The organism is Limnobacter sp., assembly GCF_043511195.1.
Taxonomy (GTDB): domain Bacteria; phylum Pseudomonadota; class Gammaproteobacteria; order Burkholderiales; family Burkholderiaceae_B; genus Limnobacter.
On record NZ_CP121330.1, the window covers coordinates 1753168 to 1772557 of the forward strand.

A 19390-nucleotide genomic window follows, 5' to 3' on the forward strand; every position below is an offset into this window, starting at 1 on the left:
GACGGCGTTAATCCACGGGCACAGCTTCGATTTTTTGCAGGCCGTACACTGCAGCCAGGCCGGTACCTGCCAGCACGACCAGCCCCCCGATGAAAGTGTGCCAACCCACAGTTTCGTCCAGAAACAGATTGCCCCACAACACGCCAAATACGGGTGTCAAAAACGTCACGGTCAGCGCTGATGTGGGGCCAATGTCCATCACCAACCTGAAGTACAGCAAGTAGGCCACACCACTGCAAAGAATACCCACACCCAGAATGGCAAGCCAGCTACTGACTGCCGGTATTTGTTCGGGCAGGTTGAATGGCACAAAAGGCAGCAAAATGAATGAACCCAAAAGCAGGCAGCCAAATGCATTGGTTAGCGGATCAATGTCGTTGCCCAAATACTTTGCCATGTTTGTCGCAATGCCGTAGCAGGCTGCGGCACCCAGTGCGGCAGCCACACCCAGTTCTGCGCCTTCGGTATTCAATGTGGTTGCATCAAAGCCTACGATGATTGCAACGCCCACCAGGCCCAAAACAAGCCCAAGCAAGGCCATGGGGGCAGGCACAGCGCGGGTCCACACCAGTGCCACTAGTGCGGCCCATATTGGGGCTGTGGCGTTGATAATTACCAGCACCGATGCTGTTACGGTCAATGAGGCATAAGCCACCAAGGTGAAAGGCAGGGCAGAAGCGAACACGGCAATTGCAGCAATCAGCTTCCAGCGTTTTGCGACCTGGGTTTGTTTTCGGGTAATTGCGAACAACCCCCCAAGAAACACGGCACCAAACGCAACCCGAAGCGCCGCCATGAAAGCAGGTGCCATGTCGGCCGCCGCAATTTTGTAAAATACAAATGACGAGCCCCAGATCATGGACAGCAACAACAATCGTAGCGCACTGGCTTGACTCATGGTTTTCAGCAGGTAGTGAGTGAATGCGCAAGTATGCTGAAGTATTCAATGTTCGTGAGGCGACCCGAGAGCAATTCCCGAAACAATTGAATAATTTATTACGACTAATGTGCCTCGTCTTCCATTCGTTTTCTGAAGTCGATCGAGTCGCCATCGGCCAGTAGCTGAGTAATTTTTAGCGGTGCACCGTTGGCGTCAAGCGTAAGCAAGCCAACGCCGCTGCCATTGACCAGCCGTTCTCCACGGCTGCCGTGGTCAGGTTTGCGCGGCACTATCCGCATTTTGCGGCGTTTGGTGAACCAGTTCAGCGGTGACCAGGGCGCGTACAGCCACCGGTTCAAACGATCGAGAATGTCGAGCAGTTTGCGCGGAAATTCGTTTCGAAATCCGCTGCTGGTAATTTGCCAAATATTGGGGCTGTTTTTCTTGCTCCGAAGCTCGACCTCGTAAGCAAATGAGTAGTGCACGTCGCCCGACAAAATTACAAAATTTTGTGGTGTTTTTCCATGCCGAAACAGGTTCAACAAGGTGCTGGCAGCACCCCGGTGAGCCATCCAGTTCTCGGCGTCGACCATGAGCGGTTTGCCAAACCAGGTGAATACTTTCTGGATGGTTTCAATCAACTTGACCCCGAATATCGGTGCAGGTGAAACCAGCAACACTGCATCATGACCCAGCAACCTTTGCTGTAACTCCGACAGGGCCTCCCAGTCCATCAAGCCCGAGGGGTGAGCAGGGTTGAATTCTGAGCGCCAGCGATTGGTTCGCGTGTCGACCACCATCAGTGCTGGCTCAGTGTCCCACTTGTATTGCCAACTGCGGAAGGCAATCAGTTCAGTGATCAGTTCTTCATGCGCTTCTTCGCCGGGCAATTGAAGTGCTTCGTCGCAGCGATTCATCATGTCGTCGGAAAAGTTTTCCGGTGCATTGCCCCATGCCTGGCAGACAAGATAGGCCACCAGAGCATTGCCAACGATGCGGCGTGAAAATGGTTCACTGTAGGCAGTGGCTTCCCATTCTGCACTCAGGTTCCAGTCATCAGTAATGTCATGGTCGTCGAACATCATGGCCACAGGGATGTGGGCCATCAGGCGGTGTACGCAATCGAGTTCGGCGACAAATTCTTCCATGGCCTCAAGTTGCGCTTCATAGCGTTCAGCGAACTCGGTGGGCACGTCCACAGGAATGGTCATTTCTGTGTAGCGCCATGGGATGGGCGACCACACCAGCAGGTACATGGCCATGACTTCGGCCAGCGAAATAAGGTGATTGCGTGCATTGTCTGTGGTGAATACCGGTTTTTTTACACCTGTAAACAGCACCGTACGAATGTCTTTGTTGGCTTTTGTTTTGGGCAGCAACTGGTCGCGCGTGTAGTAATGCGGTTGCTCACGGTGAAGGGTGTGGCTGGTCTCCAACTGTGTGCCGGGCAGGTGTTCTGCGGGTGAATTCAATTCATCAAGCAAGCGGTGTATGGCCACCAGCATGGGGCCAGCCACATCGTCGGTGTAAATTTGATCGCCGCCCATCATCAATAGTGCCGGCCACTCGGTGGGTGTGTCAGCCAGTTCAAGCAAATGCTGGTCGGCCCGAACCAGTCCGTCGCCCGCAGATGTGCCTTCCTTGCGTGCGTAATGGGGCTTTCGACACGAGCCGTGCAAAACACTTTGAACCCGGCTGTGAATGACAAAGCCCAGCGTGCTTTTACCGGGATAAAGCAAGTGGGGGGATTCTTGGGTCAGGTTGATCCACTCACCGTCTGTGTCGTTTTTGTAGCTGAGTTCATAGCCCACCCAGCTGTCAGTGGGCAAGGGCATACTCAGGGGCAGATCGATCAAATGAACGTAGAAATGTTCTGCCACCTTCAGTTCACGGCAATGCCCGCGAATTTCATGCACTTGAGAATCGTGTTTGTCTGGAAACAGGGCAAGCCGCCATTGCACGGGCTTGGAGGTTGCCAACCACAGGGTAATTCGCTCGCTTTGCATGCGGCGCAATACAGGGCCGGCCAGAAGGGTGTTGATGCTCATACTGCGACTGGGGTGAGGTGGGGGAAAAATACACAATCCCTATCAACGTTTTACTATTAATTTGGTGGACAGCTTTCCTGCGCTTTGGCCTTGCTGCCAGCCTTTTGAATACACGCTTTCAATTGATCAAGGTTGGGCAAAGTTTTGCAGTGCGGTGTGTCGCTCAGTGCTTGTGTGCCATCAAAGCCGCAGGCGTAATAGGAGGTCACCGGGTTGACTGCTTTGTTGCTGACCTTGTTGCAGGCCGGCTTCAGGGTGTTGTTGATCCAGTCGTCGTAGCTGCGGGAATCATTTTCGAAGACCGCCTTGTCAGCATTCAGTTGGTCGGCTTGCAAATTGAAGGTGTTCACATCCTCGTTAAAACCATCCACCGCGTTCTTGTCCGGTTTGCCTGTGTTCAGATTTGTTTGCTGATTCCGCAGGGCAACACGTCGTTCGTTCAGTAGTTTTTCGCTGCCACGCAGGTCGCTGGCGCGTTGTTCAAGGGTGTTGAATCGTTTCAGGCCTTGTTGTTCAAGCTGCAGGCAGGTGCGCAATTCACTTTCGTCAACCAGGGGCGGGGTGGGGGTTTGGGCGTGTACCGTGTGGCTTGCCAACAGGATCAGCATTGCCCCGATATTGAGTTTCAGCATGGACATTGGTTTTGGCGAATCAGGTTACAACTGTTTGATGCTAGCAGATGACCCCTGCCTCGCCTTCTTGAAACCAGCAATAGGCAAATTAAATCACTTGATCAATTGATTTAATAAGTAGGAATAATTATCATTACTGTTCATTAAAAATTACGAGTGTTTTGTGAATGAACAAGGCTGGCGGCGTGAATCTTTGGGTAACTAATCGAATTTTGAGCGCACTGCTTGGCGGCTATGCATTTACCTGGGGCTTTGCTTGCTTAGGTATCGCTGGGCTGGCGGCATTGGGGGTCGATTTTCACGAGGCTGAAACCGGAATACTCATGCTGGCATTTTTGGTGTTTCTTGGCGTATTTCTGTGGGCATTTGCCTGCCGCAGTGTGGCCCGTGTATGGGCTGTATTGGCTGGGGGTGGGGCTGTGATGACTCTGTCGGCCTGGTTGATTCAACAAACCATGTTGTCTTGAAGGGGTAGTGGGGTGTTAAGTAATTTCCGTTTGTCCATGACTTGGGTGCACACCTGGTTTGGTTTGGTGTTGGGTTTTGTGTTGATGGTCTGTTTTTTCTTCGGATCACTGTCGGTGTTCGACCGTGAAATAGACCGTTGGGCCATTCCCGAAACACGCTTTGAAGCTCAGCCCATGCCCTCGTTTGACAATATATTGTTGCCCGCCTTGCAACAGCTTGAACCCGATGAGGTGGATTACGCCACGAACATGCCAAGGCTGCACGACCCAGCCAAAGGCGAAATGACTCCGCGCACTGAATTGCCTGTCGACGAATACTGGGCCTATGTGACCCACCGCGACCCCGTTTTGGCGGCTGGCGTGGGTTACGGTGTGCCACTGGCCAAAAACCCCGAGGATCACAATCACATTCACAAAAATGTGACGCTTGATCCGCGCACGGGTGCAGTGTTGCCAGACGACAAACTGAAAATTGGCAGCCACTGGTTTTACCCCATGCACTACAGCCTGCAGTTGAAGTGGAAAAATTTGGGTATCTGGATTGTGGGCTTGGCCGCTTTGATGATGCTTGCGGCGCTGGTCACGGGTGTCATCATGCACCGCAAGGTGTTTCGCGAATTCTTCACGTTCCGGCCCTGGAAGCGAACTCAGCGCGCAAGCCTTGATTTACACAACCTCACCGGTGTGGTGGCCTTGCCATTTCATTTCTTTTTTGCATTCACGGGTTTGGTCATTTTCGCCAGTTTTTATTTCTTGCCCGTGACCAGCACCATGCTCGATCCGCTTCACAAACAGCATGAAATTCACGAGGCTGCCTCCACTGGGTTGCCGCATGATGCTGCGGGTGTTCCCGGCACAATGAGCAGTGTGGATGCCATGGTTGAAGAGGCCAAGCGCCGTTGGGCAGACCGCGACATGGCCGGGGAAGTGGGATTCCTGGTGATGCACCATGTGGGCGATGCCAACAGTTATGTGAGCATTTACCGCGCAGGCAGCGACCGGGTTGCCTTGGTGGGAGAGGGTATTCATTTTAAAACCAGCACCGGGGAAGTGCTTAGTGAAGACCCGCCACGCACGCCTGTTTCAGAGGTGAATGAATTTTTGACAGGCCTGCATTTGCAGCACTTTGAACACTGGTTCCTTCGCTGGCTGTATGTGTTGGGTGGCTTATTGGGTGCTGTGTGTATCGCAACCGGCTTTGTTTTCTTTGTTGAAAAACGCAAGACTCAGCACGCAAAAAGTGGCAGCAATGCCAGCCGAGTGGTCGACTCGCTGGCAGTAACCACCGTAACCGGTATGGTGATGGCCGCAGTGGGCATGTTGGTGATGAATCGCATTTTGCCACCCGACATGTTGGGCAAAGCCGATTGGGAAAAAGCAGCTTTCTGGACCGTTTGGGCTTTGAGCTTTCTGCACGCTTATGTTCGCAGCGCACCCGTAGCGCTCGGCTTGTTCAACCCGGCCTGGCGCGAGCAATGCTGGGGCCTTGTGGCACTCAGCATTTCAGCTGTGGCGTTGAATTGGGCCACCACCGGAGATCATTTGATCAAGACTATTTTTACCGACGCCTATTGGCCCGTTGCAGGTGTTGATTTAAGCCTGTTGGCATGTGCCTTCATTGGTGGCTGGGCGGCGTTGAAACTTGCGCGGCGCGAGCGTGGCATACCGGCATTGACTTCAAAAGGCGAGAAGCAGACTGAATCCAAAGCGGGCGAGGTGGCCCATGCCTGAAGCACTTTATCTAACTGCCGCTGCCTTGCTCAGCATGGTGGGAATGGCTTGGCTGGCATTGTCCATGGACGTGCATTGGGCTCAAGTGAAGCAGATTCCATTGGCTGAAAGTCGTCCACCCCGCGTGGCACTGAAGGTGTTGGGTTACACCGCGTTGTTGGTGTCACTGGTGGTGTGTTTGGTGGCTGACAGGTCTTCGATTGCCGCGCTGGTGTGGATTATGTTGATGGTTGGGGCGGCTGTGGCGGTGGCCTTTGCGCTTGCCAACAGGCCGAGTGTATTGAAGGTGGTATGGCCTGTTCGCATTTCTTGATTCAATGAACTGAACGGTGTTCAACTATCGTCCAGTACGGCGTCAGCTGCCTGATTTGAACAGGAAGTGTGTTTGCAACTGTTTCCAGCACGTAGTCGGTGTTGTTCAGCGGGAACACTCCCGAGATCAGCAAATCAGCCACTGCTGGATCGCATCTTATAACGCCGGGCCTGTGCCGTTGTAGTTCTTTCAGGAAGTTGCAAAGCGATTGCCGTTCAGCAATCAACAGGCCTTTGGTCCAAGCATGCGCTGAATTTTTGATTGTGGCGGGAGTTCCCACTTTGTGTGAGTCAAATTGCACTGCCTCTCCAGCTTTTAGGCGCAAAGGCTGGGCGCCCAAAATTTTAGGACTTACTTCGACCATGCCTTCCTGAACTGCAACATCCACGGAACCCAAACTGTAGTGGCTGTGTCGCTTCACAGTAAAGCGTGTGCCGATGGCCCTGGTCACCCCTTCCCGAACCCGCACTTGCAACGGTGCCGGGTTGGTTGAACTTTGCTTTGCACTGAGCAGTTGTATTTCGCCGGTGTGCAGCACAACCTCTCGCACTTGCGATGTGAAATGAATGCCCACTGCGCTTGCTGAATTCAGGGTAAGCGAACTGCCATCGGGTAATTCGAGTGTTCGTATTTCACCTTTTGTAGTCCGATATTGAGCCAAGTGAATTTTGCTTTGCGGCGTATTGCTTAAGGCAAATGCGCTTGTGCCGGTGATCAGCAGAGCACCCACTGACTTCAACCACTGGCGTCTTCTTTGTAATTCCTGGTTGGCCAAGTGCTGCACATTGCGTGTCAACGCTGCCGGAATTTTGCTCAACTTGCCTAAGTTGTCAGTCAATTTATTCCAGGTTTCGGCGTGCGTTGGGTGAGCAATCAACCAAAGCTTAAAGGCTTCCTTGTCTTGCTCGCTGCATTCACCTGAACTGAGTGTGACTTGCCACTCCAGTGCTTGATCCAGCACTGCCTCTGGGATTTGTGTTGCCTGGCTATTCATTGCGAGTCCAGTTTTTCTATGGCGAGGTGGCAAGCCTTGAGCGCCGTAAACATGTCTTTGCGCACCGTGGAGAAAGAAATACTTAACTTTTTGGCAATTTCGCTGTAGGTGAGCTCGTCGAGCTGTGACATCAAAAACACGTCCTGGCTTCGTTGGGGCAAATTGCTCAGGGCGGCATCTACTGCAATCAGTGCCTCCAGAACCACGCGCTGTTCCTCAGGTGAGGGTTGTTGCCATTCGGGGTGGGCTTGCAGACTTTCCAGGTAGGCACGCTCTACGGCGATACGCCTGAAGCGGTCAATCATCAACCCTTTGGCGATTTGGACCAAATGGGCACGGCTGCTCTCGGGCGGTGGCGTATGCCCGTTTTGTAGAACCCGAATATAGGTGTCTTGAGACAGGTCAGCGGCTTGCTCACTGCACTGGGTTTTCTTTCGTAGCCACTGGAAGAGCCACGGTTGATGCGCTTCATACAGCGCATGAACCGAGCTTTTGAATGTGTCGACGGAAGAATAGGCCACAGTAGGTGATTCATTTAAACAATAATCATTCTCATTCTAATTCAATCTTCAAATTTTTCGCAAGTTGTGAATGTTTTGATGACACTTTTTGCATTTCATTCGGAATACCAATAGATGACCCGTTTGCAGGGGTGTTGAACCTTTTTGAATTTGTTGTAACCGAGGAGAAATTTGATGTCGACCCAAACCGGGCGCCTGGTGCGTTTTGCACGGCGTCGCTTACCTCACCTGCTTGCCGCAGCAATCGCAGGTGGTTCTGCGTTTGCCGCTATGCCGGTGATGGCCCAAGCTGCCAATACCAGTATTCAAAGTTTCAATATTTCAGGCGGTCAGCTGGACCGTGTCTTGAATGAATTCGCCGCAGCCAGCGGCGTGGTGTTGTCGGTTGATGCGGCAGTGACCGCGGGCAAACAAAGTCAGGGCTTGAAAGGTGAATACACGGTTGTCAGTGGCTTTCGGCAAATTTTGATTGGCAGTGGTTTACAGGCTGTTCAGCAAAGCAATGGAAGTTATTCCTTGCTGCTTGTACCTAGTGGTGCTGGTGCCAGCTCGGGGGCGTCCGTTCTGCCAAACGTACGGGTAGATACCACAGGTGAATCGGATTCCCCGGTTGGCCCCGACTTTGGTTATCGAGCCACACGTTCGCGGTCGGCCACCAAATCCGACACGCCACTCATCGAAACACCTCAGGCCATTTCCGTGATCACGCGTGATCAGATTACTGACCGCGACAACGTGACAGTAAGCGAATCTTTGCGCAATGTGGCAGGTGTTACTGCCAATGAATTTTTCGGCCGAAGAGGGCGCGATGATGTCATTATTCGCGGCTTCACCCAAAGCAATTTTTTGCTGCGCGATGGCTTGCGACAGTACACTTTGCAGTTTTTTGGCAATGAGCCCTGGGGTCTTGAGCGAATTGAAGTGATCAAGGGGCCAGCGTCGGTGTTGTATGGCCAATTGCCACCCGGTGGTTTGGTCAATGTGGTGTCCAAGCGCCCGCAGTTCACTGATTCCAGCGAGGTGTTATTGGGGTATGGGTCATATGACTCATTGCGCCTGGGGCTTGACTTAAACCGCCGTGCCAGTGAGAACAGTGATTTCGCCTGGCGTTTGAATGTGCTGCGATCTGAGGGCGAAGATGCAATTGATTTCGTGGATCGCGAACGCACCTATGTTGCCCCATCATTGACTTGGCAGCCTTCTGCCGCGACATCACTGACCTTCCTCGCGTTGGCGCAAGACAGCAAGCAGGTTCGTCCGGGTGCTCTGCCTGCCGTGGGCACATTGCTGCCCAATTCGAATGGGCAAATTCCACTTGAACGGTTTATCGGTGAACCCGAGTTTGAGGGCGATGGGGAACGTTTCCGCGAATTTCAAATTGGCTATGTGTTTGAACACAAGTTCAAGGAGGGTTTAAGTTTTCGCCAGAACTTGCGTCACTCCGATGCCCGCGTTGACTCCAAAATCATTTTCCCCGGTGCCTTGCAAGCCGACCAACGCACATTGACGCGGCGCCCCACCATATTCGATCAGGAAGTTCGATCTTTGGTTGTGGACAACCAGGTGGAATGGCAGTTTGGTGAAGGGCGCTTGAAGCATACCTTGATCGGTGGTCTCGATTATTTTGGCTACGACCAGGACCAAATCAGTTTGGGTGGAACGGTGGGTGCCATCGACCTGTTCAATCCAGTCTACGGCAGCCCTGTGACCATCACTGGTGAAACATTCAGCCTGCTGGAAAGTGGCAAACAATATGGTTTGTACTTGCAGGATCAAATGAAGCTGGATGAAAAATGGGTGGGTGTGTTCGGTTTGCGACGTGACGAAGTGAAGATTGATTCATTTGAGCGGTTAAGCGACACCCTGACAGTGACCGATGCCAGCAAAACCACCGGGCGTGCTGGCTTGCTGTACTTGGCCGACAACGGCTTGGCGCCGTACATCAGCTACGCCACCTCGTTTGTTCCAGTTGCGGGTGCTGATTTCTCAGGCAATCCATTCAAGCCCGAGGAAGGCGAGCAGGTGGAGTTGGGTGTGAAGTACGAGCCAGCTGGCAAGAATTTGTCCTTTACCGCCGCGGTCTACGATCTTGTACGCAGCAATGTCAGCACCACCGATCCGAACAATCCCGGGTTTAGCATTCAGGTTGGCGAGCAACAACACAAAGGCATTGAACTGGAAGCTGTGGGGCAAATTGCGCGCGGCATGAGTTTGTCCGCAAGCTACAGCTACATTGACGCCGAGGTGACGGTGAGCAACACGGGCAACCAGGGCAACAAACCCACTGTGGTACCGTTGCAAAACAGCAGTCTGTGGTTCAAGCATGATCTGCAAAATGCAGACTGGGCGGGTTGGTCTTATGGTGCAGGTGTTCGCTATGTTGGGCGTTCCTTTGCCGATGCAGCCAATACTTTGACCGTGCCCAGCTTCATGTTGTTCGATGCGGCCTTGTACTATCGCCTGGAGAACTGGCGTTTGGCTCTACACGCAAAGAACCTGACGGATGAGCGTTATATTTCATCTTGTTTCAGCACAGGTGCTGCCTGCTATCCTGGTGAGTACAGAACGGTGAGCGTGTCTGCGAACCTCGCGTTTTAAGTCAATCGAGAATCACTGAAACTTCAAGCAGGCGCTGCAAAGGTTTGCAGCGCCTTTCTTAATGCAGACTTGCTTGGGTTCTGCACATATACACACTGAATGCCGCGCTTCTTGCAGTGTTCCTTCACCCGAAAATAAGCTTCATGGCTTACGCAGCCAGACTGGCAAATTACCAGGTCGGCACTGTTCAGTTTTGCATCCAGTTGGGCAATGCCTTCTTCTTGCCCGCCATCGTGATGCATGAAAGTGGCACCACGGGTTTCCACGGTTTGCCTGTACAGTGGCACTGCCGATGGGCGCCCGCCGACACACAACACACAGCGATTTTCCAGCGGCTTGTTGCAGGGTTTTGTACAGGCGGGTGTTGAGGCCTCCGCGGGCTGAATGGCAAAAGCAGTGGGGCGTTTGGCCAACAAGGCTTCCAGTTCTTTCACGCGTGCGTGAATAGAGGACAATTCAAGCTGGTGGGCAGCTTTGAGCGAGGAAACCCGCGCACGCATAACTTCAACCTCGGCCACCAGTTCGCTGCTTGATTCCATGGGTTTGGTTGTTGCAATGTTCAATGCAAGTTGCAGTTTTTGCATTTCACCCTGTTGGCTGGCCAACTCGGTTTGCAATGCTGAAATGCTGTCTTGCTGGCGTTGTTGGGTTTGAGTGTGGGTGTTCTGCAGGGCAAGGTATTTTTCTTCCAGCTTTTTGTTGCTAGCCAGTGCTGCTTTTAATTGTTCTTGCAGCGCCGTTTTGTGCCGTTCGTGAGTTTGTCGTTCACAACCCGCCTGGTGTTGCAGCATGTGGGCATGGCCCAGCACTTCAAACTCCATGGCAGCATCGCAGCGGGGGTGACTTAACACGCTCCAGAACACGCCGGGAAAGTTGGCTGCTTCCTTGTGTTCAGTCCAGTGAGCCCACAAGGCCTCTCGGGTTTTCAGGCTTTGTACTGCGCGCAGCTCATGTTGAAACTTCATGTCGAGCTGTTCTTGTACCAATTTTCCAAAGGTCGATTTGGTTTTGCAGGCCACCACCACTGCACAATGTGTTTCATAGTCGCTGGCGCGGCTCTCCGTATGTTGCAAATGTTTGGCGGCCAGTTTTTTCACCACTGTCATCGGCAGGCAAATACCCACCACAGGGTATTGCGCGGTGCCACACATTTCCCACAGCCTTCGCCGTCTTGAGCCCACCGGGCTGGGTGTACCGTGAATGGTCGTTTTGACTGCGAACAGGGGTGTGGCGGCTTGGCCAAGATAGGGTTCGGGAGGCAAGGACATGATCAACTGAAATTATTGTTAATGATAATCATTATCAATAAATGCTGCTGTTTTGACAAGCAATACCCACCTGAAAAGTTCAGGTGGGCGAAAGCAATATTAAAAGTTTGTGCTGTAGGTCAAGTTAAATGAACGGCCAGCGCGTGGAGCAAAAGTTGAAATGTAGCCATCGTAGATGTTTTCATCCGTGAGGTTTGCACCGCTTAAGCGAACGCTCCAGTCGCCTGCATCATAAATGACACCGGCGTCCAGCTTGGTGTAGGAGGGCAACTCGACATCCGCTGCGGTCAAAGGACCGGCCGGGTCATTGGGCAGGCCAGATACGCGGGCGTCGGCGTAGCTTACACCTGCAGTAATGCTCCAGCGGGACAAACCAAAGCGACCCAGATTGAATTTGTTGAACAAACCAAATGCATTTTCAGGAACACCCGCGAGTTGATCGCCCACAGGCAGTCGATTGTCCTGGGTAATTTTGGCGTCAATGTAGTTGTAGCTGGCAATCATTTCCCAACCTGGCATCACTTCGCCGAACACCTCCAGCTCGAAGCCTTGGGATTGTTGTTCACCCACTGCAATATTGAAACCAATATTGGCAGGATCAGTCGTGGAAACATTTTGGCGTGTGTAATCAAACAGCGCTGCATTGATGGTCATTCTTGGTGTGAAGTCGTACTTCACGCCAATCTCGTATTGCTCACCTTCTTGAGGATCAAAGTCGTTGCCATTGATATCGCGCCCACTGTTGGGTGTAAAAGATTTACTCCAGCTGGCGTAATAAGAAACATCATCGCGTGGTTGCCACACAAGGCCTGCGCGTGGAGAAAATGCAGAGTCAGATTTTTCGGTTTTGGTGCTGCCTGCAACGCGGTCTTGGCTAAAGGTTTCCAGTTCATCGTATCGACCGCCCAACAGGGCTTTGAATCCATTGCCGAAGTCCATCAGGTCCTGAAAGTAAATGGCCTGCGTGTTGCTGCCAGAATCAGTACCCGGAAGCAACTCTACAATTGGACCGGTGGCCTGACCGGGATACTGTGGGTTGAAAATATTCAATGGTGTGTAAGGCGCCACGCGGAAGTTAAAGCCTGTGGTGATTTTTCCATATTCGAAACCGACCAGCCAGTTGTGCGCAATATTGCTGGTTTGCTCCAGGCCAGACAGCTCAGTTTGGGAAATTCGGGAACGATCATAAGACTCCACCTGCCGAACACGGCGAGTCAGCAAATTGGTTGTGGGGTCGTAGCTGGTGCCCTGAATGGTGCTGTCGTCGCTGTATACGTTGTTGGCATAAAAACCCTGGCGGAATTTCCAGCCGTTCTCCAGCTTGTGTGTAAAGTCGATGCGGGCCAGGTCGCGTGTCAGCTTGCCACCCGCACCCAATGGGTTGGTCGGGTCGCCAAGTTGAATGTCAGTTGGAAGTTTGAAAAAATCGGGATGGCGAATAAAAAATGGCTCACGTCCTGGGCGATCAATGTTTTGGGTCAGCAGTTCGAATTCAACCGTGGTGTCTTCGGAAATATCCCACGCCAACACGGGGCTGACCATGGTGCTGTTGCCACTCAACTGGTCTGCGAAAAAACCGTCTTTTTGCAAATCGGCGGTCAGTCGATAGCGAACACTGCCGTCTTCATTGAGCGAGCCTGTGCTGTCTAGGCTGGTGCCCAGCAGGCCAAAGCTGCCAATGGTCGTTTCAAGTGTTCTGCTGGTTTCAGCTTCAGGGCGTTTGGTCACAATATTCACCAGGCCCGACAGTGAGCCTGCGCCACCGTACAACACCGAAGCCGGGCCTTTCAAAAATTCAATGCGCTCAATGTTCACGGCTGATTGTGGTGTTTCAAACCCGCTTTCGCGAAAGCCGTTGTAGGCACTTGCCGCGCCTGCGGTGTTAAAGCCGCGCAGGTAAAAACTGATGGCGTAGGGGTTGCCTTGTACACCTTCCTTGTCCACGCCGGCAATGTAGTCGGCGATTTCGTCCAGTGCGCGAGGCGCCAAATCTTTAATGGCTTGTTCACCGATGACGGTGACCGATTGTGGCGTGTCGCGCAGTGCGATATCTGAACGTGTGGCTGTACTGCTTTGCGTGGCCCGGTAACCAATGACTGGGCCTGTTGCTGATTCCTGTTCTGCCTGTGCAGCCACGGACACGGTGGGCAGGGTGCCACCACTGCGCACAGGCGCCGCGCGCAGCACAAAGCCGCCACCTTGTTGTGTGCTGGCCTCAACTCCGGTGTTGCTCAAGATCATGTCCAGCGCAGCTTGGGTATTGAAATTACCCCTGGCACCCTGGCTTTGTTTGCCTGCCACCAAACCCTGGCTGTAACTGAGGTTCACGTTGGCAGTGCGTGCGAATTGCTCCAGTGCAGCACCCAGTGGGCCCGCCGCAATGTTGTAGCTTTGTTCGGCTTGCTGATTTGCAACGCTTGTCTGTGCGAAAGCAGGTGCATGCAAGGTGGTGCCCAGGCCGATGCTGAGCAGGGTGGCCTGTACAAGGCTTGCCAGCGGTTTCATGCGCAGGCCGTGAAAAGATTTGGATGTGTTCATTGAACGCTCGAAAAAGTCAGGGTGATTGAAATGAATAAATAGGGTTTCACCTCACTTGACGAGCGAAAACTCAAATCCCCTCAATGCTCACCCAGAATTGGGTGCGGTAAGTAAGCTTCAGCTTTTCAGTGCGCGCCAGAAATTGCAGTGTGTTGTCGATTTGCTGAATCTGGAAAATGCCGGAAACACGCTGGTCTGCAATGCCGGGGTGGCAACGTAAAATGCCGGTGCGGTAGCGGGCCAGTTCTCTGATCAAATCCTCAAGGCGCATGTTCTCGGCTGTGATCACACCTTCCGCCCAGCTTGCAGGATCGATTGCTGTGGTGTGCAGTTTTTCGGTGTGTGTTTTGCCAAGCCAGTGGTGTTCACCGGTTTGAACCAAGGCGGGCACAGTGCCACTGGCTGGAAACAAACGCACAGCGCCTTCCTGAACAGCCACTTTTGCACCGTCGTTGTACAGCCGTACCGTGAACCGGGTGCCGATTGCCTGAATTGGACCGAAAGGGGTATCTACAAAAAAAGGTCGCTTGCTGGGCTGGTTCACATCAGCCCCGGTGTCGATCCGAATTTCGCCACGCTGCAGCGTGATTCGGCGCGTAGGGCCAGTCAGGTGGGTACTCACAGCCGTATCGGTGTTCAAGGTCAGGGTGGTTCCATCACTTAAGCTTAGTGTGCGCTGCTCGCCCACCGAGGTGCTGACATCTGCAACCATGCGCTGCCAAGGTGTGTGGTCGCGCGCCAGCCACCCACTGCCAATTGCGAGTGCGCCAAAGCCAAGTACCTTCAGCACGCGCCGGCGTTGCTGTGTTTCCGCAAGGCGTTGTTGCTGAAGAGAGTTCAGGGTGGCGTGGGCAAGTTTGGCAGGCACCTTTGAATGCTCAACCTTGAATGCAGACACGCGTTGCCAGGCCTCTCTGTGCGAAGGGTGTCGTTGTAACCATTCAGTGAAACGGGCCAGCGTGGTTTCAGTGGGTGTGTTGTAGTGCAGCTTGACGGTCCAGGCGATGGCCTCGTCAACAATATGCTTGGGCAACATGTTCATGATTCAAACCGCAGGCTGTAGCATTGCTTCAAAGCCCTGGAAATATAGCGTTCTGCTGTGGCCAGCGACACCTGCAATTCCTTGGCGATTTGCGGGCAGGTGTAGCCGTCAAGCTGGGCCAGTAAAAACGCTTTCCGCACGGGTGGTTTCAGAGCATCCAGTACGCGATCGATTTCCATCAGTGTTTCAAGAAACATCAGTCGTTGTTCGGGGGCGGGTGTTTCTGCCTCGGGCATGGCTGCCAGCGTTTCCAGCCATGCCTTTTCAAGTGCACGTCTGCGCCAGTGGTCCACCATTAAATTTTTTGCAATGGTGGAAAGGTAGGCGCGTGGTTCTCCCAGCGGCTGTGTGTGCTGGCGGGTTAGAACCCGCATGAACACATCTTGGGCCAAATCGGCGGCATCGAAACTGTTACCCATTTTGCGCACCAGCCAGGATTGTAGCCAGGCATGGTGGTTGGTGAACAGGCTGCGTGGATCGGTATGGCTGGCCATGTTGTTCAACCTTTCCTGCCGAATCTGGACAGCACCATGGTGAGCACGCTGCCCACGCTGAACAAACCGAACCATTCAACCAGTGCATGCGAAAGTGTGTTGTTTGTTGTGAGTAAAAGCAGCGCGAAGACCAGCCACACAAAGCCTGCGCAACGCCTTACCGAGGGGCTGCCCAGGCGTTGAAGCAATTGGAATGCGGGATCGCGTTGGTGGCGATACATGCCACTTGCGATGAACGCGAGCGCACAACAAATTAAAATGAACGCGAGAGCCAACATGTCAGCCTTCCTTTTTGCGATGGCAATACCGGGCCAGCACCGCCAGCAGCATTGCTGTCAACAGGGCGGTGGCATCGAACCCGGCCAGCACCCAGTCCTGATGCATGTGCGCATTGAACAAGTGCCGTGTCGATGTTGTGGCCGCCAGCACTGGAAGCAGGGCGTAAAGCAATGCACCAGCAACACTTAGCCACAACACTGCTTTTTTGCTTGGCAAAACACTGGCCACGAGAATGGCGGCAAGCCAGGCGGAGAACAAACACACCACTTCCACTTCACTTCGGCCTGCATAGTCCGTTGGCAGCAGACGATTGGCCAGAAAGTAAACCGGCAAAGCCACCGGAAAACCCAGCACCACGCCCACGTTCACGGCTTGCACCCAACGCAGGTCTTTGCGTTGCGTGTTTTTCTTTTCTTTCTTCTGGCGAGACTTCACCCAATAGAACACACCGGTGGCCACCATGGCACAGCCCATCAAACCTGACACCACATACAACAGCCGAAGCCAGGGGCCTGCGTACAAGCCTTCATGCAAGCCCAGCATGACATCGCGAAATCCGCGTGCTGCCGATCCGGTTTGTGTGCGATGCAAAATCAATTCGCCTGTGCTGGCATTCAAGGTCACGATTTCTGCACTTCTCAACAATGATTCCGAAACACCTGAATTGAATGCAATTCTGCTGGCCTCATCGTTGGGCGCTTCCACTTCAATGCCCGAAATACGCTGCAGTGGCATGTGTTTTTCAGCTTCTTCCAGCAAGGCTGGAACGGGAAGCATGGCTGAGGGTGTTCCTGAAGGTTTTGCATCGGGCAGTGATACAAATACCTCGTGAAAAAATTGTTGTTTGTTGTCCTGCCCAGGGCCGTAGAAGGTGGAAATGATCCAGGGAAAACAAACAAACATCATGAACACCAAACCGGAGTAGGTGATCATGAGTTGAAAGGGCAGGGTGGTGACACTCATCAAATTGTGCATGTCGAGCCACGAGCGCGCGCCTTTCTTGGGCCGAAAGGTAAAAAACTCGGTGAAAATTTTCTTGTGAACGATAACGCCAGTCACAATGGCCACAAACATGAACAGGGTGGCCACGGTAACCACCCAGTCGCTGATGGTGCGCGGCAGGTAGTGCAGCTTCCAGTGCATTTGGTAAAGCAATTGCCCGCCTTTTGTTTCTCGCGTGGCGAATGGCTGGCCAGTGTGTATGTCGAGCAGTTCGGTTTTGCGTGCCCCTTCATCTGGCAGTTTCCAGTGCACTTGCAGGTAGGGTTGATTGCGGTTTTTCGGAAGCTGAATTAACCAGCTTTCAGCATTCGGCGCAACCGAATTCAAGTAATCAAAACTGGTTTGAATGGCTTGGCTCGGCTCTGAAACGTATTGTGCTTCGGGCAGTTCCGGTTTCATCCACCGGTCTATTTCCGTGTCCAGATAACCCAGCGTGCCGGTCACAAACATGAAGTACAACACCCAGCCCAACAGCAAACCGGTCCAGGTGTGAAGGGCAGACATGCGTGCGCGGAAAGACAGCTTCATAACAGGCCCCCGTGTGTGGCCCACACTGCCGCTCCGCTGATCAATAGTGCAGCAAAGGTCTCGAGGCTGAGTCGCTTCAATGACAGGCGTGTAAAAGCCCAGATAAAAACTGCGAGATAAATCAGGAACACAATTTCAATCGCAGTCAAAACCTGGGTGTGTCGTTGCCCCGGTAAAACAGGTGTGAGTAATATGGTTGCCCACATTGAAATGAAATAGCCCCCGATGGTCGCGATTAGCAGACGAACCGAAATATCGAAAGGTTTGCCGTAAGAAAGGGACTTCATGGGAGTGGAATTGAATTAAGTTGCATATAGCAATATTAATGATAATTATTTTTATTAAATGAAATGCATATTTCTGTTCAAACCAACGATTTATTTGATGTTTGTTTCAAGTGGGAGAAACAATGTTCCCGCTGCCGAGTGTGGCAGCGGGACGAGGCGGGGACTTACTGACGAATCAAATGATCAAATGCCGCCAGGGAGGCATTGGCACCTTCGCCCATGGCGATGATGATCTGCTTGTAAGGCGCTGTGGTACAGTCGCCTGCGGCAAACACGCCTTCCATGCTGGTGTGGCCTTTGTGGTCCACCACGATTTCGCCGTGCTTGCTCAATTCCAATGTGCCTTTCAGCCAGTCGGTGTTGGGCAGCAAACCGATTTGAACAAAAATGCCTTCCAGCTCAACCTGCTTTACTTCATCAGTTGCACGGTCTTTGTAGCTCAGGCCATACACCTTGGTGCCGTCACCGTTTACCTCGGTGGTCAGCGCATTCAAAATCACCCGCACATTTGGCAAGCTGTTCAGTTTTTTCTGCAGCACCGCGTCGGCTTTCAACTTGGTGTCAAATTCAAATAGGGTCACTTCTTTCACAATGCCGGCCAGGTCAATGGCGGCTTCAACACCGCTGTTGCCACCACCAATCACCGCCACGCGCTTGCCCTTGTAAAGGGGGCCATCGCAGTGGGGGCAATAGGCTACGCCTTTGTTGCGGTACTCGGCTTCACCGGGCACGTTCATTTCGCGCCAGCGTGCACCGGTGCTCAGAATAATGGTTTTGCTGGTCAGCTTGGCGCCATTTTCCAGCTCCACTTCAACCTTGCCATCCGCAAGTTTTTGCAAGGCTTTGGCGCGTTGCAAACTCATCACGTCAATGTCGTATTCCTTCACGTGTTGTTCCAGTGCAGCCACCAGTTTTGGGCCTTCTGTTTCTTTCACGGAAATGAAGTTTTCAATGCCGAGCGTATCCAATACCTGGCCACCAAATTTCTCGGTAAGCACGCCGGTTTTCACGCCTTTGCGCGCGGCGTAAATTGCAGCGGCAGCACCTGCTGGGCCACCGCCTACAATCAACACATCAAACTCGCCTTTGGCGTTCAGTTTGGCCGCGTCTTTTTCAGCAGCACCAGTGTCCAGCTTGGCGATAATTTCTTCCAGCGTCATGCGACCTGAGCCAAAACTTTCGTTGCTGTCACCTTGGGTGCCCTGAAACACGGTGGGCACGGCCATCACCTTGCGTTGCTCCACCAGTGGCTGGAACATGCCACCATCAATCATGGTGTGGCTGAAAGCCGGGTTCAGCGCGGCAATGGTGTTCAATGCCTGAACAACATCCGGGCAGTTGTGGCAGCTCAATGAGATCACGGTTTCAAAGTGACCGCCATTTGCGGGTGCCTGCAAACCCTTGATTTGTTCGATCACGTCTGCTTCCACCTTGGGTGGGTGTCCACCCACGTGCAGCAAGCCCAGTAGCAGCGATGTAAATTCATGGCCCATGGGCAAACCGGCGAAACGCACGCGGCCTTCTTCGCCTTGCTTGGCAATCGAGAAGGAGGGGCGCAGGTTGTAGTCGCCGTCTAGGCGCACGGAAACCTGGTTTGAACACTCTGCGATTTCTTGTACAAGCTGTTCCATATCGCGTGCTTTGTCGCTGTTGTCGAGCGAGGCCACCAATTCAATGGGGTGCCGCAGCATCTGCAGATAGGTCTTCAGTTGTTGTTTGATGTTTGCGTCGAGCATGGGGTACTCCGGGGGATGTTCTTCATGTGTTT

At 52.9% G+C, this 19390-nt stretch carries 16 protein-coding genes; 4 read left to right on the forward strand and 12 right to left on the reverse strand.

Annotation, left to right across the window (positions count from 1 at the left end; translation table 11 throughout):
• Window positions 1–7: 7 nt before the first annotated feature.
• The 3 genes from P0D43_RS08410 to P0D43_RS08420 all read right to left on the reverse strand — a co-directional run bounded on the left by P0D43_RS08410 (window position 8) and on the right by P0D43_RS08420 (window position 3560).
• Complete coding sequence (locus P0D43_RS08410; protein ID WP_159568484.1) at window positions 8–898, reverse strand: DMT family transporter; 891 nt, start codon at window positions 896–898, stop codon at window positions 8–10.
• 104 nt (window positions 899–1002) lie between these two features.
• Window positions 1003–2928, reverse strand: coding sequence for an alkaline phosphatase D family protein (locus P0D43_RS08415; RefSeq protein ID WP_394672157.1), 1926 nt, complete (start codon window positions 2926–2928; stop codon window positions 1003–1005).
• 56 nt (window positions 2929–2984) lie between these two features.
• A complete protein-coding gene (locus P0D43_RS08420) occupies window positions 2985–3560 on the reverse strand; it encodes a hypothetical protein (RefSeq protein WP_341237862.1) in 576 nt (191 codons plus the stop codon).
• Between the two features lie 167 nt (window positions 3561–3727).
• Between P0D43_RS08420 and P0D43_RS08425 the strand changes: the two genes are divergently transcribed.
• The 3 genes from P0D43_RS08425 to P0D43_RS08435 are packed head-to-tail and all read left to right on the forward strand — an operon-like array spanning window position 3728 to window position 6071.
• A complete protein-coding gene (locus tag P0D43_RS08425; protein ID WP_394672158.1) occupies window positions 3728–4027 on the forward strand; it encodes an iron uptake protein in 300 nt (99 codons plus the stop codon).
• A gap of 12 nt (window positions 4028–4039) precedes the next feature.
• The gene (locus P0D43_RS08430; RefSeq protein ID WP_394672159.1) at window positions 4040–5758 is read left to right on the forward strand and encodes a PepSY-associated TM helix domain-containing protein; all 1719 of its coding nucleotides are present in this window, start codon (window positions 4040–4042) and stop codon (window positions 5756–5758) included.
• On the forward strand, window positions 5751–6071 hold the full coding sequence (locus P0D43_RS08435; protein ID WP_394672160.1) for a DUF3325 family protein: 321 nt from the start codon (window positions 5751–5753) through the stop codon (window positions 6069–6071). Before P0D43_RS08430 ends, P0D43_RS08435 begins: the two co-directional genes overlap by 8 nt.
• Window position 6072: 1 nt before the next feature.
• On the opposite strand, the gene P0D43_RS08440 is transcribed toward P0D43_RS08435, so the two are convergent.
• Both P0D43_RS08440 and P0D43_RS08445 read right to left on the reverse strand, forming a co-directional pair.
• Window positions 6073–7065: a FecR domain-containing protein gene (locus tag P0D43_RS08440; protein ID WP_394672161.1), complete on the reverse strand. Its 993-nt coding sequence runs from the start codon at window positions 7063–7065 to the stop codon at window positions 6073–6075.
• Complete coding sequence (locus tag P0D43_RS08445) at window positions 7062–7586, reverse strand: sigma-70 family RNA polymerase sigma factor (RefSeq protein WP_394672162.1); 525 nt, start codon at window positions 7584–7586, stop codon at window positions 7062–7064. Before P0D43_RS08445 ends, P0D43_RS08440 begins: the two co-directional genes overlap by 4 nt.
• Window positions 7587–7760: 174 nt before the next feature.
• On the opposite strand from P0D43_RS08445, the gene P0D43_RS08450 reads away from it, so the two are divergent.
• Entirely contained in the window at window positions 7761–10184 is a 2424-nt protein-coding gene (locus P0D43_RS08450) for a TonB-dependent siderophore receptor (protein WP_394672163.1), read from the forward strand.
• A gap of 23 nt (window positions 10185–10207) precedes the next feature.
• Here P0D43_RS08450 and P0D43_RS08455 read toward each other — a convergent pair whose 3' ends face one another.
• From P0D43_RS08455 to ahpF, 7 genes are all read right to left on the reverse strand, one after another.
• Window positions 10208–11452, reverse strand: coding sequence for a DUF2325 domain-containing protein (locus tag P0D43_RS08455; protein WP_394672164.1), 1245 nt, complete (start codon window positions 11450–11452; stop codon window positions 10208–10210).
• A 99-nt stretch (window positions 11453–11551) separates the two neighbouring features.
• Window positions 11552–13990, reverse strand: coding sequence for a TonB-dependent siderophore receptor (locus P0D43_RS08460; protein WP_394672165.1), 2439 nt, complete (start codon window positions 13988–13990; stop codon window positions 11552–11554).
• 70 nt (window positions 13991–14060) lie between these two features.
• Window positions 14061–15032 carry a FecR domain-containing protein gene (locus tag P0D43_RS08465; protein ID WP_394672166.1) on the reverse strand — a complete coding sequence of 324 codons (972 nt, stop codon included), beginning with the start codon at window positions 15030–15032 and terminating at the stop codon, window positions 14061–14063.
• Window positions 15029–15526 carry a sigma-70 family RNA polymerase sigma factor gene (locus P0D43_RS08470; RefSeq protein WP_394672167.1) on the reverse strand — a complete coding sequence of 166 codons (498 nt, stop codon included), beginning with the start codon at window positions 15524–15526 and terminating at the stop codon, window positions 15029–15031. The genes P0D43_RS08465 and P0D43_RS08470 overlap by 4 nt, the downstream gene beginning before the upstream one ends.
• Window positions 15527–15531: 5 nt before the next feature.
• The gene (locus P0D43_RS08475) at window positions 15532–15804 is read right to left on the reverse strand and encodes a DUF3325 family protein (protein ID WP_394672168.1); all 273 of its coding nucleotides are present in this window, start codon (window positions 15802–15804) and stop codon (window positions 15532–15534) included.
• A gap of 1 nt (window position 15805) precedes the next feature.
• Entirely contained in the window at window positions 15806–17335 is a 1530-nt protein-coding gene (locus P0D43_RS08480) for a PepSY-associated TM helix domain-containing protein (protein ID WP_394672169.1), read from the reverse strand.
• Window positions 17336–17786: 451 nt separating this feature from the next.
• On the reverse strand, window positions 17787–19358 hold the full coding sequence (ahpF, locus tag P0D43_RS08485; protein WP_394672170.1) for an alkyl hydroperoxide reductase subunit F: 1572 nt from the start codon (window positions 19356–19358) through the stop codon (window positions 17787–17789).
• Window positions 19359–19390 lie beyond the last annotated feature (32 nt).

Bases quoted from the DNA above. Each gene is read 5' to 3' on its own strand.
- P0D43_RS08410 (WP_159568484.1), bottom strand. From the start codon at position 898: ATGAGTCAAGCCAGTGCGCTACGATTGTTGTTGCTGTCCATGATCTGG.
- P0D43_RS08415 (WP_394672157.1), bottom strand. From the start codon at position 2,928: ATGAGCATCAACACCCTTCTGGCCGGCCCTGTATTGCGCCGCATGCAA.
- P0D43_RS08420 (WP_341237862.1), bottom strand. From the start codon at position 3,560: ATGCTGAAACTCAATATCGGGGCAATGCTGATCCTGTTGGCAAGCCAC.
- P0D43_RS08425 (WP_394672158.1), top strand. From the start codon at position 3,728: ATGAACAAGGCTGGCGGCGTGAATCTTTGGGTAACTAATCGAATTTTG.
- P0D43_RS08435 (WP_394672160.1), top strand. From the start codon at position 5,751: ATGCCTGAAGCACTTTATCTAACTGCCGCTGCCTTGCTCAGCATGGTG.
- P0D43_RS08440 (WP_394672161.1), bottom strand. From the start codon at position 7,065: ATGAATAGCCAGGCAACACAAATCCCAGAGGCAGTGCTGGATCAAGCA.
- P0D43_RS08450 (WP_394672163.1), top strand. From the start codon at position 7,761: ATGTCGACCCAAACCGGGCGCCTGGTGCGTTTTGCACGGCGTCGCTTA.
- P0D43_RS08455 (WP_394672164.1), bottom strand. From the start codon at position 11,452: ATGTCCTTGCCTCCCGAACCCTATCTTGGCCAAGCCGCCACACCCCTG.
- P0D43_RS08460 (WP_394672165.1), bottom strand. From the start codon at position 13,990: ATGAACACATCCAAATCTTTTCACGGCCTGCGCATGAAACCGCTGGCA.
- P0D43_RS08465 (WP_394672166.1), bottom strand. From the start codon at position 15,032: ATGAACATGTTGCCCAAGCATATTGTTGACGAGGCCATCGCCTGGACC.
- P0D43_RS08470 (WP_394672167.1), bottom strand. From the start codon at position 15,526: ATGGCCAGCCATACCGATCCACGCAGCCTGTTCACCAACCACCATGCC.
- P0D43_RS08475 (WP_394672168.1), bottom strand. From the start codon at position 15,804: ATGTTGGCTCTCGCGTTCATTTTAATTTGTTGTGCGCTCGCGTTCATC.
- P0D43_RS08480 (WP_394672169.1), bottom strand. From the start codon at position 17,335: ATGAAGCTGTCTTTCCGCGCACGCATGTCTGCCCTTCACACCTGGACC.
- ahpF (WP_394672170.1), bottom strand. From the start codon at position 19,358: ATGCTCGACGCAAACATCAAACAACAACTGAAGACCTATCTGCAGATG.